Genomic DNA, 12487 nt, shown 5'->3' with positions numbered 1-12487 from the left:
TCAGTCCGGGGGCTACGATCTGGGGCGTGAAATGGATCGATGGGCTGGCCTGTGACGAGATCGGTGAGGGCCCGGCGGTGGTGCTCGTCCACGCGGGGATCGCCGATCGGCGGATGTGGAAGCACCAGCGCGACGGGCTGTCCGATCGCCACCGGGTGATCAGTTACGACTGGCGCGGGTACGGCGAGTCCGCCGATCCGGCCGGTGAACTCGTTCACCATGAGGATCTGCTGCGTGTGATGGACGGCCTCGGCGTGGAGCGGGCGACGCTGGTGGGCGACTCGATGGGGGGCTCGCACGCGGTGGAGGCCGCGCTGGTCGCGCCGGACCGGGTCGCGGGGCTCGTGCTGATCGCCTCCGGGGTGTCGGGCCACGCCTGGCCCGAGGAGATGATCGCGCAGGCGCGGGAGCGGGTGCACAGCACCGTCCCCGCCGATCGGCTGGCGCGCTACCGGAGCGGAACGGCGGAGGAGGTGCTTCCCGGCGATCTCGACGCCTTCGCCCGGGCCCACGTCCTGTGGCAGGTGGCCGGGCCGGACCGCGGGCTGGACGATCTCGATCCGGAGGTGTGGGAGCTGGCGTTCGCGATGATGAGGCGGGTGTTCGAGCGCGCCTGGAGCCGCCCGCCCGTGGGCGAGCGGCACCTGTCGGCCAAGGACCGGCTGCACGAGATCACCGCGCCCACCCTGGTGATCAACGGGCTGGCGGACGTGCCGGCCATCCAGGCGGTGTCGGACCTGCTCACCGAGGGGATCAAGGGCGCCCGCCGGCTCGACCTGCCGGACACGGGCCACCTGCCGCCACTGGAGCGGCACGCGGAGGTCAACACCGCGCTCGCCGGCTTCCTGGACGAGCTCAACCGCTGAACGCCCCCGGGACCGCCCGCCTGGTCCGCCGCGCGCCCGTGAGGCGCCGATCTCGCGCGGCCTCCTCCAGAAGGCCCGGCAGACGTGTTCTCACGCTCGGCGGCGCAGGGCGGCGCCGATGAATCTGATCGCCTCCTTGGTGCGGGTCTCCGCGGCCGGGCCGACGTGTCCGGCCCCTTCGACGAGGCGGAACTCGTGCGGGATGGCGAGCTCCTTGAGGACGTCGTGCAGATAGGCGGCGCCCTCGTGCAGGAGGAACTCGTCGGCCGCGCCGCAGTCCACCAGGATCGGGAGGGCGGCGCGGCGGATCCGCTCGGCGTTGGCGCGGGCCCTGCCGTACACGGAGTTGCGGGTGTAAGCGGCGGCGTCCCCGGTTCCGTGTCCCATGGCGCGGTGAAGCTCTCCCAGGACGGAGGGGAGGTTCTTCTCGGGGACGTCTTGCGGTGTCTCGCCGGGGAAGACGGCGGGTGAGATCGCGGCGACGGCGGCGAAGCGCTCCGGGTCGCCGAAGGCCACGTTGAGCCCGCCGAATCCGCCCATGGACGCGCCGATGAGCGCCGTCCCGGTGAACGGGCCGTAGGTCTTCGCCAGGTGCCCGGGGAACTCGGCGGAGATCAGCGTCTCCCAGGCGCCGCCCCCGTCGGGCCAGTCGAGGTAGAAGCCGCCCTCCGTGGGCGTGCTGGGGCACGCGATCACGGCACGGGGGAACTCGCCCTCGCGGAAGAGCTCCTCATAGTGGGGGCGCGCGAGTTCCAGCGATCTCGACGAGGACATCGCGCCGTGCAGGTGGAGGACGAGCGGGAGCCGTTCCCCCTCCCGCGGGTCGGCGGGGAGGAGCACCTGGTATTCGACTTCCTGGGCGCCGGAGGTCGCCGCGAAGTGGTCTTTGACGATGCGCATGAGAAAGTCCCCCGATCCTGGTCGCAGGCTTGCGACACTGACTGCATTATTTCCAGCGTGGTAAACTTTTCGTCATGGTAAGAGAAGGTCTGCGGGAACGCAAGCGAGCGGAGACGCGGCAGCGCATCTCCGACTGCGCGACCCGCCTGTTCGAACGCGATGGCTTCGAGAACGTCACGCTGGCGCAGGTCGCGGAGGCGGCCGACGTCTCGGTGAAGACGGTGGTGAACTACTTCGGCGCGAAGGAGGACCTCTTCTTCGACGCCGAACCGGCCATCCTCGACGCGCTGGTCGACTCGCTCGAGAACCGCGGCCCGGCGTCACCGACGGCCGCCCTGCGCCCTCTCATCATGGACGGCCCGCACCTCACCGCCCCATGCCCGTGGAGCGACCTGCCGCCCGGCCTCTGGGAGGCAGCCCGCGTCTGGGCCCGATGCGAGCAGGACTCGCCCACCCTGCGCACCCGCCGGGCGGCGATCCTCAAGTCATGGCTGCCGCCGCTCGCGGAGGCGAGCGGCTCACCGCCGTGGGCCGCTCTGATGGTCGGCGCCCTGATCCTCCGCCACGATCTTCTCCACCAGGGTCTCCTCGACGGCTCCACCCCCGCCGAGGTCGAGCGCCGCTTCGAGCGGATCCTCGGTCAGACCCTCGACGCCCTCGACCGCGCCTTTCCCCCCACCTGACCTGTGCGCGCCCGCCCATCGCCGAGGTGCACGCCGTCCCCGCGGGCGGGCAGGGCGAGGTCCCCTGCCAGATCGCACCGCTCGGAAGAGCCCCGTCGCCGAGGTGTACGGCAGGCGCGGGCCCGGCGAGCCGGCGAATCCCGAGCGGGTCCGCCGGAGGACGTCAGCCGGTTGACGGGCCGGACCGGCGGAGCGTCGCCACGGGCATCTTCACGGTCAGTTGAACTCGTCTGGGTTCGGGCCGGTGCGCAGGCCGCGGTCGCTGGTGGCGATGGACGCCATGTCCTCGTCGGTGAGCTCGAAGTCGAACACGTCGAGGTTCTCGCGGATGCGGGCCGGGGTGACCGACTTGGGGATGACGATGTTGCCCAGTTGCAGGTGCCAGCGCAGCACCACCTGGGCGGGGGACTTGCCGGTCCGGGCGGCGATCGCCGTGATCTCCGGGTCGCCGAGGACCGCGCCCTGGGCCAGCGGGCTCCACGCCTCGGTGGCGATGCCGTGCTCGGCGTGGAAGGCGCGCAGCTCGGCCTGCTGGAGGCCGGGGTGAAGCTCGATCTGGTTGACCGCGGGGACCAGGTCGCTGCCGTCCATCAGGCGCTTGAGGTGGGCGGGCTGGAAGTTGGAGACGCCGGCGGCGCGGATCCGGCCCTCCCGGGCCAGGCGTTCGAGGGCGCGCCAGGAGTCCGTGTACAGGTCGCGGGCGGGGGCCGGCCAGTGGATGAGGTACAGGTCCACGTAGTCGAGGCCGAGGCGGGCGAGGCTGGCGTCGAAGGCGCGCAGGGCGGCGTCGTGGCCCTGGTCGGTGTTCCACAGCTTGGTGGTGATGAACAGTTCCTCGCGGGGCAGGCCCGAGGCGGCCAGCGCGCGGCCGACGCCGGCCTCGTTACCGTAGATCGCGGCGGTGTCGACGCTGCGGTAGCCGGCCTGGAGCGCGGCGGTGACGGCGGCGGCGGTCTCGTCTTCGGGGACCTGGAAGACGCCGAAGCCGAGCCGGGGGATCTCGACGCCGTTGTTCAGCTTCACGGTGGTGACGGTCATGGGTGGTCCGGTTCCTTACGCGTCGCGGTCGGTGAGGGTATGGCGGGCGGTCCGGCGCTGAGGGGGCGTTCCCCCGGGTCGCGGGCGAGTGACCGCCGGGGCGGGCCGTACGGTGGCCGGGGCCGTCAGCGGGCGAACCCGCCCTTGGGCTGGATGATCTCCAGGTTGGTGCCGTCGGGGTCGTTGAAGTAGGCGACCTTGGTGCCGAGGGCTTCGTCGGGGGTGACCTCGCCGGCGAGGAAGGTGTAGTCCTCGCCGAGGAAGTCGTGGCCGGCCTCCTTCATGCGCCGGTACACCTCGTCGAAGTCGTCGACCTTGAAGCAGAGGTGCATGGAGCCGGGGCGGTTGGCCCTGCCGTTCGTGCGTTCGCCGCGCGGCTCCTGGAACTCGATGAGGTCGATGCCGAGGCCGTCCAGGTTGATCGTGGCGTAGCGCAGCCTGGCGGTGGGCAGCCCCTGGGACCCGCCGAACGGCACACTGTCCATCGTGCCCCGTGCGACGGGGTCGCGCCCGGTGAGCGCGGAGTAGAACGCGATCGAGGCGTCCAGGTCCGACACCGAGATCCCCACGTGGGCGGGCTGGGTGAGGTTCATCGGCGTGCTGGCGACGGTCATGGCTCATCCCTCGTGTTCGCGTCCTGCCGGTACGGCCGATGGTCGCCGGCCGGCTCGGGGCGGGCCCCGGCGGGAACCCCCTGCTGTCATTTCCCGTGCGAGCGAAAAGTTGCCCCGTCATACGCGTAAAGATCACCCCTGGTGGCCGGACGGCCCGTTTTACCTGGTCCGTCCGAGATCGGGACCCCTCGCGCGGCCGCCCCGGCCACCCTCCCCGGCCGAATCGGCGCGCGACGCGGGCCGGACGGACGCCGGACGGCGCAGTGCAGGACACCCCCTGACCTCCACCCCCGGCAGGCTGGCACCCGCGCCGCCCGGGAGGCCTCCCCACGGGCACGGCGGCGGCCACCGGCGTACCCAGCACAGCCGATCAAGGAGCAGATCATGTCCGTCACCACCACCACGCACCTGAACTTCCGGGGCGCCGCGCGCGAGGCGCTGGACTTCTACCGGTCCGTCTTCGGCGGGCGCGCCGTCGCGATCACCTACGAGGACGCCAACGCCGTACAGGACGAGAGCGAGGCCGGCTGGGTGATGTGGGGCGAGGTGACCGCCGCCAACGGCTTCCACGTCATGGCCTACGACGTGCCCTCGCGGCTGCCCTGGAACCAGGGCGAGAACCCGTTCTTCGTCTCCGTGCGCGGTGACGACGCCGAGGAGATCCGCGCCCTGTGGGGCAGGCTCGCCGAGGGCTCGACCGTCGTGCGCCCGCTGGAGCCCGCGCGGTGGGCGCCGCTGTACGGCATGCTCACCGACCGCTTCGGCGTCACCTGGGTCCTGGACGTCGCCGCCCCCCGCACCGGCTGAACCGGGCCCGGCGGTCCACGTCGCCGGCCCGTACGGCCGGCCGGACCCCGCGCCGGCGGAAGGAACGACTCACCGTGCGGATGCGGAAGCCGGGACGGACAGGCATCGAGATCAGCGCGTACGGTCTGGGGACCATGATGTTCGGCGAACCGGGCGAAACCGGCCACTCTGACCGCATCCGCGTGACCCGCCTGGGGGCGATGCCATGACCGTCCTCGGCACCCGCGCCCTCAACCGCGCCACCCTGGCCCGCCAGCACCTGCTCGCGCGCGCCACGTCATCCGTACGGCAGGCGGTGGCCCATCTGTGCGGCGTGCAGGCGCAGGAGCCCCAGGAGCCGTTCATCGGGCTGTGGTCCCGCCTGGCCGGCTTCCGGCCCGAGCACCTGGACGACGCGCTGACCGGCCGCGAGGTGGTGCGCACCCACCTGATGCGCCGCACCGTCCACCTCGTCGCCTCCGACGACGCGCTCGCCTGGCGGGCCCGCCACGACGCCATGCTGCGCCGCCGGGCGCTGGGCGCCCACGGGCGCGCTCTGGCCGGCGTCGACCTGGACGAGCTGGCCGCCGCCGGGCGCGAGGTCGTGGCCGACGGGCGGCCGCGCACGCTGAGCGAGCTCGCGCAGGCCCTCGGGGACCGGTGGCCCGGGACGCCGCGCCGGGTCCTGGGCGAGCTGCTCGTCACGGCCCTCATCCCCATGGTCCAGCTCCCGCCCCGCGGCCTGTGGCGGCAGCGGGCCGGCGTGCGCAACCTGCCGCTGGCGACCTGGCTGGGCCGGGACGTCGAGTCGCTGCCCGGCGGCGACGGCGACCCGGTCGGGCAGCGGCTGCTGCGCCGCTACCTGGCCGCCTACGGGCCCGCGTCCGCCGCGGACCTGCGCGCCTGGTGCGGCCTGGCCGGGCTGCCCGCCGCGGTCAAGGCCGTCCGGGGAGAACTGGTCGTCTTCCGCGACGAACGCGGACGCGAACTGCTCGATCTGCCCGACGCGCCCCGCCCCGACCCCGGCACTCCGGCCCCGGTCCGGTTCCTGCCGGCGTACGACAACGCCATCCTCGGCTACCACGACCGTTCCCGCGTCATCGACGCCCCCCACCTCGGCCTGTCCGTCGCGGGCCGCCGCATGGTCCTGGTCGACGGGCGCGTCGCCGCCACCTGGACGGTGCGCGGTCCCCGGCTCCGCATCAGCCCCCTGCGCCCCTTCACCGACCTGGAACGGCGGGCCGTCCGCGCCGAAGCCCAGGACCTGGCCGCCTTCCTGGGCGACGACATCGACCAGGTCCACCTCGACGCCGCGGACTGAACGATCACCGTTGCCCGCCGCACCCGTCCCGATCACCGCTGCTCGCCGCGTCCGTTTCGGTCTCCGCCGCCCGTGCGGGTACGGCGCGGCCCCGCTCGCCGTACCCCGCCGGCGGAGCCCTGCCCGCCGTACCCTGAAGCGGCCTGCCCGCCGTACCCCGGGCGCGGCTAGTCTGCCCCGGTGGAGGGCGAGGAGACGGAGGACCCTGCCGTGGACGTGGAACTGCGGGAGATCGGCGAGGACAACCGGGAGGCGGTCCTCGCGCTGCGGGTGGCGCCCGGCCAGCGGCGGTTCGTCGAGTCGGTGCGGCGGTCCCTGGCGGACGCGGCGGCCCACCCCGAGGCGAACCCGTGGTTCCGCGCGGTCCACGCGGGCGGTGAGCCCGTCGGTTTCGTGATGCTGAGCTGGGACGTCGCGCCCCGGCCTCCGGAGATCATCGGGCCCTGGTTCCTGTGGCGGCTGCTCATCGACGAGCGCCACCAGGGCCGGGGGTACGGCGCGGCCACGGTCCGCCGGGTCGCCGACCTCATCCGGGAGCACGGCGCCACCGAACTCCTGACCAGCTACGTCGCGGCCGAGGACGGCCCCGCCGGGTTCTACGCCCGCCTCGGCTTCACCCCGACCGGCGACCTCGACGTCAACGGCGAAGTGATCGTCCGCCTCCCCCTCTAGCCCGGACCGCCTCCCGGTCCCCTCGGGCGTACGGCGATGGCGGCGCCTGGCGGGCGTCGGCCGTGAATGGGCCCTGGACGGACGGGGCGGGGACGACCTGTCCCCGTTCGCCGCCGAGCACTTCCCCTTCATGAACCCGTCCTTCGACGGCATGACCACGCCGGCCCTCGTGGTCGCGGGGGACCAGGACAGGTCCCCGCTGACGGTTCGCGGGCCGGACTGGTTCACCGACCCGTACTTCATGAGCCCCGGGGACAAGAGCCTGCTCACGCTGTTCGGCGCGGAGCACTCGCTCGGCGGAATCGCCACGGCGTCGCCGAGACGACCGACGAGAGCCCCGAGCGAGTCGCGGTGCTCCAGCGGCTCACGTCGGCCTACCGGCGCGGCGCCCTCTACCCCGGGGATGGCCGGCTGGCGCGCGGCGGTCGCGGCGCTGGAGGAAGGCCCGGAGCCGCTGGGGCGGGTGCTGAGCAAGTAGGGAGCCGCCGAGGCGGCCGGCGCACACTCCCGGCGTGGGCGGCCCCCCTGACGGATGCCGCCCGAGCGGTCCCTAACGCTGGAAGTGCCAGAACAGCATGGCCGGGGTGCCGGCGACGGCCGCCTGCGCCGCCTCCGGGGCCAGGCCGTACAGCGCCCACGGCCACACGTCCCACGGCGCGAGCTCGCCGGTCCGCTCGCCCGGTTCCCCCTGCGGGTGCCTGGGCTCCTCGCAGCGCCGTACCCGCAGCCCCGCCGCCAGCGCGGCCCGCAGGTAGTCGCCGACCAGGTGACGGTGGCTGGCCACCCGGCCCGGCCGCCCGTCGGCCAGCCGTATTGACGGGATCGAGCCGCGCGCCACGCCCTCGGGATGGATGTCGGCGATCACCAGGTGCCCGCCGGGCCGCAGCACCCGGGCGAACTCGGCCAGCACCGGGTCCAGCGCGGGCACATGCGTCAGCGCCAGCGAGCAGACCACCAGGTCGACGGCCTCGTCGGGCACCGGCAGCGCGGCCAGCTCGCCCACCTGGAACTCCGCCTCCGGCAGCCGCCGGCGCGCGTGCTCCAGCATGTCGGGCGAGCTGTCCACGCCGCGCACCCGGTGACCGAGGCCGGCCAGGCAGGCCGAGATCCTGCCGGTGCCGCACGCGGCGTCCAGCGCGTCGCCGACCGGCAGCGCCTCGACGATCTCCCTGATGAAGGGCTCGTCGGCGTCGAACGCGGCGTTGGGCCGGTCGTAGGTCCGCGACCAGATCCGGTAACCGTCCACGCTGTCCACGCGGGTAACCTCCACGGCGGCCCCGGACAGCGAGTCGTCGTCAAGGAACCTGCGGATCTCGGCCAGGCGGGCCTCGACGAACGCGCGGTCGTGCTCGCCGGTGTAGGCCCGCATCAGCGCGATGCCCTCAAGCCCGAGGACGTACGCCAGAGGATGCTCGTAAATCACCGCGACACGCTAACGGCGGCCGCCGCGGGGAAGCCATCGAATTTCGGACCGGCCCGGCTGGGGAGCGGGTGTGCTTCGACGGCCCCGCCCAGGTCTCGCATGGGGACTCCGCTCTGTGCGAACGGTGGTGTGACCGAGGCGCCCGCTCTCTCCCGGATCCGGGGGATAGCGGGCGTTCCGCCGAGGGGCGCGTTCCGGCGAGGGGGCGTCAGCTCGGCCTCGCGGCGGCCGCCGGCCGGGGCCGGCCGGCGGCGCGCTCGGCGAGGGCGACGGGGATCGTGAGCACGGCCAGGACGGCGCCGATCCACGCGACGCTGGTGACCGAGGCGCCCGCGTTGAGGGCGAGACCGGCCGGCAGGGGCACCAGGCTGATGCCGAGCTGGAACGCCGACACCACGGACGCGCCCGCGAGGGTGGGGGCGTCGGAGGCGATCGTGAACACCCGGCCGTAGATGGCCGGGTTGAGCACGAACCCGGCCACGCCGAGCAGCAGCACGAGCGGCACGACGGCCAGGGCGTGCCGCGCCAGCACGGCGATCAGCGCGGAGCACACGGCGATCCCGGCCGCCCCTGCGACGAGGGCGTGGTGCGGCCACCGGTCGGAGACGCGGCCGCCGATCGCCAGCCCGAGGTACGCTCCGACGCCGAACAGCATGAGGACGAGCGCGATCCACGCGTCCGGGATCCCGGTGACGCGGTCGAGCAGCTCCGCCAGGTAGTTGAACGTGATCATGTACGACGCGGTGCTGAGCAGGGTGGCCGCGAAGACGAGCCACAGGCGCGGCCGCCGCAGGGTCCGCAGCTCCCGCCGCACGCTCGGTTCCGGGCCGCCCGCCGTACGCGGCATCGCGACCGCCACGGCGAGCGCGGCGACCAGGGTGAGGGCCACCACGAGCCAGAACCCGCCCGCCCAGCCGACGTGGTACCCGATGAGGGTCCCGGCGGGACCGCCGAGGATCATGGCCAGGCTCAGGCCGCTGACCACGACGCCCGACGCGCGGGCCGCCCGGTCGGGGGTGACCAGGCTGACCGCGGTGGTCGCCGCGATGGCGAAGAAGCCCGCGTAGGCGAGCCCGGCCGCGAACCGGGTGACCAGCAGCGCCGGGTAGCTGCCGATGACCAGCCCGGCGGCGACGCAGGCGGCGAAGATCACCTGGGTCAGCACGAGCGCGGTACGGCGGGGCCACCGCAGGCTGACGACCGCGAACGGCGGGCCGCCGATGACGACCCCGACCGCGAACGCGGTGATCAGCCCGCCCGCCGCGGCCAGGCTCACGTCGATGTCGGCCGCCACCGCGGGCAGCACCCCGGCGAGCAGGAACTCCGCGCTCCCCATGGCGAACAGGCTGAACGCCAGCAGATAGACCCCCAGCGGCAACGCCCGCCCGCCGGCCGGGGCCGGGGCCGGGGCATTCCCCGCCCCGCCCGCGGAGCCCTCCGGGACCGCTTCCACATCCACAACATGGCGATGGTTCTCCATCACTGTCACCTCCAGGGCAGGACAGTGATCGATTCCAGCGTTTCGCAGCAAATAACGTTGCCGAATCCGCAACAGGCGACCCTTGCCCGCGGACGTCGCCGCGATCAGTGGGGTTGACGCGGCGGTTGCTTCCGTGCCCCGAAGTGCTCAGGTGTGCGGACCGCTGAAGGGACGCGATCAGTACGGTCTTTGGCGGGGCAGCCCCAGCTCGCCCGCACGCAGCCCGGCCTGGAAGCGGGAGTCGGCTTCGAGCTTGGCTATCAGTTCGGCCACGCGCCGCCGGTAGGTGCGTAGCGAGACACCGAGCCGTTTGGCCGCCGATTCGTCGGTGAGCCCCGAACCGAGGGCTTCGAGGATCCTGCGGCCGTCGGCGTCGAGGTGGGGGACGTTGCCGCGCAGATAGGCGTCGAAATCGAGGGCGCTGTCCCAGATCGCCTGGAACAGGGAGTGGACCCCTTCGACCAGGATCCGCGACGTCGTCACGGTGTACTCGCGGCCGGTGGGGGTTTCCCGGCCGGCGAGGATCATCACCCGCCGGTCAATGAGGATGGTCTCGTGCGGCAGTCGCGAGCCGCTGATCCGAACGAGGGCACCCTTGCTCTGCACCTGCCTCAGGTGCGCGCGGGCCTCCTCGTCGGCGAGTGCAACCGGGCTGAGCAGTTTGCGAGAGGTGAAGCCGGAGAGATCCGCAGCGCGCATCCGGTTCCGGATCGCCGCCCTGGCCTCCGGCTGCGACCAGGTCTTGAGGTCCCGGGCGGCGCAGAGGAACTCCGTCAGCGCGGACTCGAAGAGATGACCGGCACGCGCGACCAGCTCTGCGTCCCCTCGTACTGAGAACACCTGTTCGTTCCGCATCCCGCCAGTCTGGCAGCAAGCTGCCACGAGCTCGCCGGGCGCCGTGGCGGCGCACACCATGGCCTCATGACGATCGAGACCTTCTCCCTCGGCGGAGATCTGACCATCAACCGGCTCGGCTTCGGCGCGATGCGCCTGGCGACGGGCACCTTCGACGGCCCGCCGCGAGCTCCGGAGAGCGGCATCGACGTGTTGCGGCGCGCCGTGGAGTCGGGCGTGAACCACATCGACACGGCGGGCTTCTACGGCCGGGGCGCGGTGCGGGCCAACGAACTGATCCGTACGGCCTTGACCCCCTACCGTGACGACCTGGTGATCGCCACGAAGGTCGGGCCGCTGCGCGGACCCAACGGTGTGCCGAGCGAGCAGGCGACGTCTGATCAGTTGCGCGGCCTGGTCGAGGCGGATCTGCGCTCTCTCGGCCTGGACCGGCTCGACCTGGTATATCTGCGGGTCGGCGGGATGGCCGGACCAGGGGGCGAGTCGATCGCCGAACGGTTCGCGGTATTGGCCGGGCTCCGCGCGGAGGGGCTGATCCGGCACCTGGGCGTCAGCAACGTCGACGCCGCGCAGTTGGCCGAAGCCCGGGCGATCGCGCCCGTCGCGGCGGTGCAGAACCGGCACACCGCTGACATGGGACTGCTGGCGGAATGCGAGGAAGCGGGCATCGCGTACGTGCCGTACTTCCCGCTCGGCGGTGGCGGCGGCCCGCTCGATGCCGAACGGCTCGGCAAGGTCGCGGCACGCCTGGGCGCGACCACCGCGCAGGTCGCGATCGCCGCGCTGCTGGCGACATCGCCTTCGGTGCTGGCGATCCCGGGCACCGGTTCTCTCGATCACCTGGAGGAGAACCTCGCGGCGGACGCCCTCAGCCTCAGCGACGAGGACCTGTCCGACCTGCGAGGCTCAACTCCCGGCGGCACGAAGACCGCGATCAACGGCCTGCCGCACTCGCCCCGGCCGCGTAGCCCCCGGAAGACTTACGGAGGCGACCACTGAGGCAGCCACCGACCTCGCAGCTCCCTGAGCGGGTGTTGCGCTTCGGCGGGGGTGGTGCCGGCGACCGCCGGGCGGTGACTGGCTGCCAGGCGGCCCCTCCCCGTTCAGGTTTCAGCGGGGGCGTTCGGCGATGGCGGTGACCCATGCTTGAGCGAACATCGCATTTGGGCTGGTGGCCCAGTCGCGGAGCCGGCGAGCGGGGGTGGCCTGGTCCGCGGCCTCGAGTTGGACCGCGAGATAGCCCGCGATGCGGGCCGGGTCGGCATACCGTTCGTAGTGGGCGTCGAGGCGGCACTGCTCGAATCCCGCTTCGAGCAGGTACTCCCCGAGTTTGCGGCCGACGAAGGGGTCACCGCCGTTGGCTTGCTGCAGGCGCGTGTAGGCGCGGACGGCCTCGTCACAAGACGGGCTCAGCAGGAAGCCGCCCCAGTCGGGGCTGCGGAGTCCGACCGTGCCGCCGGGGCGCAGCACCCGCCGGATCTCGGCCAGGGCCTTGGCCGGGTGGGCGAGGTGTTCCATCAGGGCGTGGGCGAAGACGCGGTCGACCGATCCGTCGTCCAGCGGGATGTCGTAGCAGGATCCCTCCCGGAATCGGACGTTGGTGAGGCCTCTCCGCCGCGCGAGGTCGCGTGCACCGCCGAGCTGGGAGGCTTGCTGGTCGAGTCCGAGAACGAGTCCCGGTGCGACGGCGGCGGCCAGGTCGGCGGTGATGGTGCCTGGCCCGCACCCCAGATCCAGCAGGGTCATTCCCGGAGACAGGTGCGGCAGGAAGAACCGTGCGTGCGTCTCGGCTGTTCTCGCAGCCATGAATCCGATGGCGGAGGTGTCGTGGCCGGGCGTGTAGCGTTCG

14 protein-coding genes are annotated in these 12487 nt (G+C 73.0%); 7 read left to right on the top strand and 7 right to left on the bottom strand.

Features of this window, described 5'->3' with window-relative positions:
• The first annotated feature begins 26 nt into the window (after positions 1 to 26).
• On the top strand, positions 27 to 866 hold the full coding sequence (locus D5H75_RS02755; protein ID WP_242453945.1) for an alpha/beta fold hydrolase: 840 nt from the start codon (positions 27 to 29) through the stop codon (positions 864 to 866).
• A gap of 90 nt (positions 867 to 956) precedes the next feature.
• Here D5H75_RS02755 and D5H75_RS02750 read toward each other — a convergent pair whose 3' ends face one another.
• Positions 957 to 1766: an alpha/beta hydrolase gene (locus tag D5H75_RS02750; RefSeq protein WP_119924694.1), complete on the bottom strand. Its 810-nt coding sequence runs from the start codon at positions 1764 to 1766 to the stop codon at positions 957 to 959.
• Positions 1767 to 1840: 74 nt separating this feature from the next.
• Between D5H75_RS02750 and D5H75_RS02745 the strand changes: the two genes are divergently transcribed.
• Positions 1841 to 2449 (top strand): TetR/AcrR family transcriptional regulator, encoded by a 609-nt coding sequence (locus D5H75_RS02745; RefSeq protein ID WP_119924693.1) that lies wholly within the window; start codon positions 1841 to 1843, stop codon positions 2447 to 2449.
• Between the two features lie 216 nt (positions 2450 to 2665).
• Here D5H75_RS02745 and D5H75_RS02740 read toward each other — a convergent pair whose 3' ends face one another.
• The gene (locus tag D5H75_RS02740; RefSeq protein WP_119924692.1) at positions 2666 to 3487 is read right to left on the bottom strand and encodes an aldo/keto reductase; all 822 of its coding nucleotides are present in this window, start codon (positions 3485 to 3487) and stop codon (positions 2666 to 2668) included.
• Positions 3488 to 3612: 125 nt separating this feature from the next.
• Positions 3613 to 4101 (bottom strand): VOC family protein, encoded by a 489-nt coding sequence (locus tag D5H75_RS02735; RefSeq protein ID WP_119924691.1) that lies wholly within the window; start codon positions 4099 to 4101, stop codon positions 3613 to 3615.
• A gap of 384 nt (positions 4102 to 4485) precedes the next feature.
• Here D5H75_RS02735 and D5H75_RS02730 point away from each other — a divergent pair, with 384 nt between their 5' ends.
• The 4 genes from D5H75_RS02730 (at position 4486) to D5H75_RS02715 (ending at position 7358) form a co-directional block, all read left to right on the top strand.
• A complete protein-coding gene (locus D5H75_RS02730; protein WP_119924690.1) occupies positions 4486 to 4908 on the top strand; it encodes a VOC family protein in 423 nt (140 codons plus the stop codon).
• A 205-nt stretch (positions 4909 to 5113) separates the two neighbouring features.
• Positions 5114 to 6208: a winged helix DNA-binding domain-containing protein gene (locus tag D5H75_RS02725; RefSeq protein ID WP_119924689.1), complete on the top strand. Its 1095-nt coding sequence runs from the start codon at positions 5114 to 5116 to the stop codon at positions 6206 to 6208.
• A gap of 180 nt (positions 6209 to 6388) precedes the next feature.
• Complete coding sequence (locus D5H75_RS02720; protein ID WP_202637757.1) at positions 6389 to 6880, top strand: GNAT family N-acetyltransferase; 492 nt, start codon at positions 6389 to 6391, stop codon at positions 6878 to 6880.
• A 130-nt stretch (positions 6881 to 7010) separates the two neighbouring features.
• Complete coding sequence (locus tag D5H75_RS02715; protein ID WP_422673054.1) at positions 7011 to 7358, top strand: hypothetical protein; 348 nt, start codon at positions 7011 to 7013, stop codon at positions 7356 to 7358.
• Positions 7359 to 7430: 72 nt separating this feature from the next.
• On the opposite strand, the gene D5H75_RS02710 is transcribed toward D5H75_RS02715, so the two are convergent.
• The 3 genes from D5H75_RS02710 to D5H75_RS02700 all read right to left on the bottom strand — a co-directional run bounded on the left by D5H75_RS02710 (position 7431) and on the right by D5H75_RS02700 (position 10638).
• On the bottom strand, positions 7431 to 8303 hold the full coding sequence (locus D5H75_RS02710) for a class I SAM-dependent methyltransferase (protein WP_119924688.1): 873 nt from the start codon (positions 8301 to 8303) through the stop codon (positions 7431 to 7433).
• Between the two features lie 208 nt (positions 8304 to 8511).
• Positions 8512 to 9756 (bottom strand): MFS transporter, encoded by a 1245-nt coding sequence (locus D5H75_RS02705; protein WP_242453944.1) that lies wholly within the window; start codon positions 9754 to 9756, stop codon positions 8512 to 8514.
• Between the two features lie 204 nt (positions 9757 to 9960).
• Entirely contained in the window at positions 9961 to 10638 is a 678-nt protein-coding gene (locus D5H75_RS02700; protein WP_119925187.1) for a helix-turn-helix domain-containing protein, read from the bottom strand.
• A gap of 66 nt (positions 10639 to 10704) precedes the next feature.
• On the opposite strand from D5H75_RS02700, the gene D5H75_RS02695 reads away from it, so the two are divergent.
• Complete coding sequence (locus D5H75_RS02695) at positions 10705 to 11637, top strand: oxidoreductase (RefSeq protein ID WP_119924686.1); 933 nt, start codon at positions 10705 to 10707, stop codon at positions 11635 to 11637.
• Between the two features lie 111 nt (positions 11638 to 11748).
• Here the strand turns inward: D5H75_RS02695 and D5H75_RS02690 are convergent, their stop codons facing one another.
• Complete coding sequence (locus D5H75_RS02690; RefSeq protein WP_202637756.1) at positions 11749 to 12444, bottom strand: methyltransferase domain-containing protein; 696 nt, start codon at positions 12442 to 12444, stop codon at positions 11749 to 11751.
• Positions 12445 to 12487 lie beyond the last annotated feature (43 nt).

This window comes from Bailinhaonella thermotolerans (assembly GCF_003594875.1).
Classification (GTDB): Bacteria; Actinomycetota; Actinomycetes; order Streptosporangiales; family Streptosporangiaceae; genus Bailinhaonella; species Bailinhaonella thermotolerans.
This window is presented reverse-complemented; position numbering and strand designations above follow the sequence as displayed.

Coding starts and splice junctions, on each gene's coding strand:
- D5H75_RS02745 (WP_119924693.1), top strand. CDS start 1,841: ATGGTAAGAGAAGGTCTGCGGGAACGCAAGCGAGCGGAGACGCGGCAG.
- D5H75_RS02730 (WP_119924690.1), top strand. CDS start 4,486: ATGTCCGTCACCACCACCACGCACCTGAACTTCCGGGGCGCCGCGCGC.
- D5H75_RS02725 (WP_119924689.1), top strand. CDS start 5,114: ATGACCGTCCTCGGCACCCGCGCCCTCAACCGCGCCACCCTGGCCCGC.
- D5H75_RS02700 (WP_119925187.1), bottom strand. CDS start 10,638: ATGCGGAACGAACAGGTGTTCTCAGTACGAGGGGACGCAGAGCTGGTC.
- D5H75_RS02735 (WP_119924691.1), bottom strand. CDS start 4,101: ATGACCGTCGCCAGCACGCCGATGAACCTCACCCAGCCCGCCCACGTG.
- D5H75_RS02715 (WP_422673054.1), top strand. CDS start 7,011: ATGAACCCGTCCTTCGACGGCATGACCACGCCGGCCCTCGTGGTCGCG.
- D5H75_RS02695 (WP_119924686.1), top strand. CDS start 10,705: ATGACGATCGAGACCTTCTCCCTCGGCGGAGATCTGACCATCAACCGG.
- D5H75_RS02740 (WP_119924692.1), bottom strand. CDS start 3,487: ATGACCGTCACCACCGTGAAGCTGAACAACGGCGTCGAGATCCCCCGG.
- D5H75_RS02750 (WP_119924694.1), bottom strand. CDS start 1,766: ATGCGCATCGTCAAAGACCACTTCGCGGCGACCTCCGGCGCCCAGGAA.
- D5H75_RS02690 (WP_202637756.1), bottom strand. CDS start 12,444: ATGGCTGCGAGAACAGCCGAGACGCACGCACGGTTCTTCCTGCCGCAC.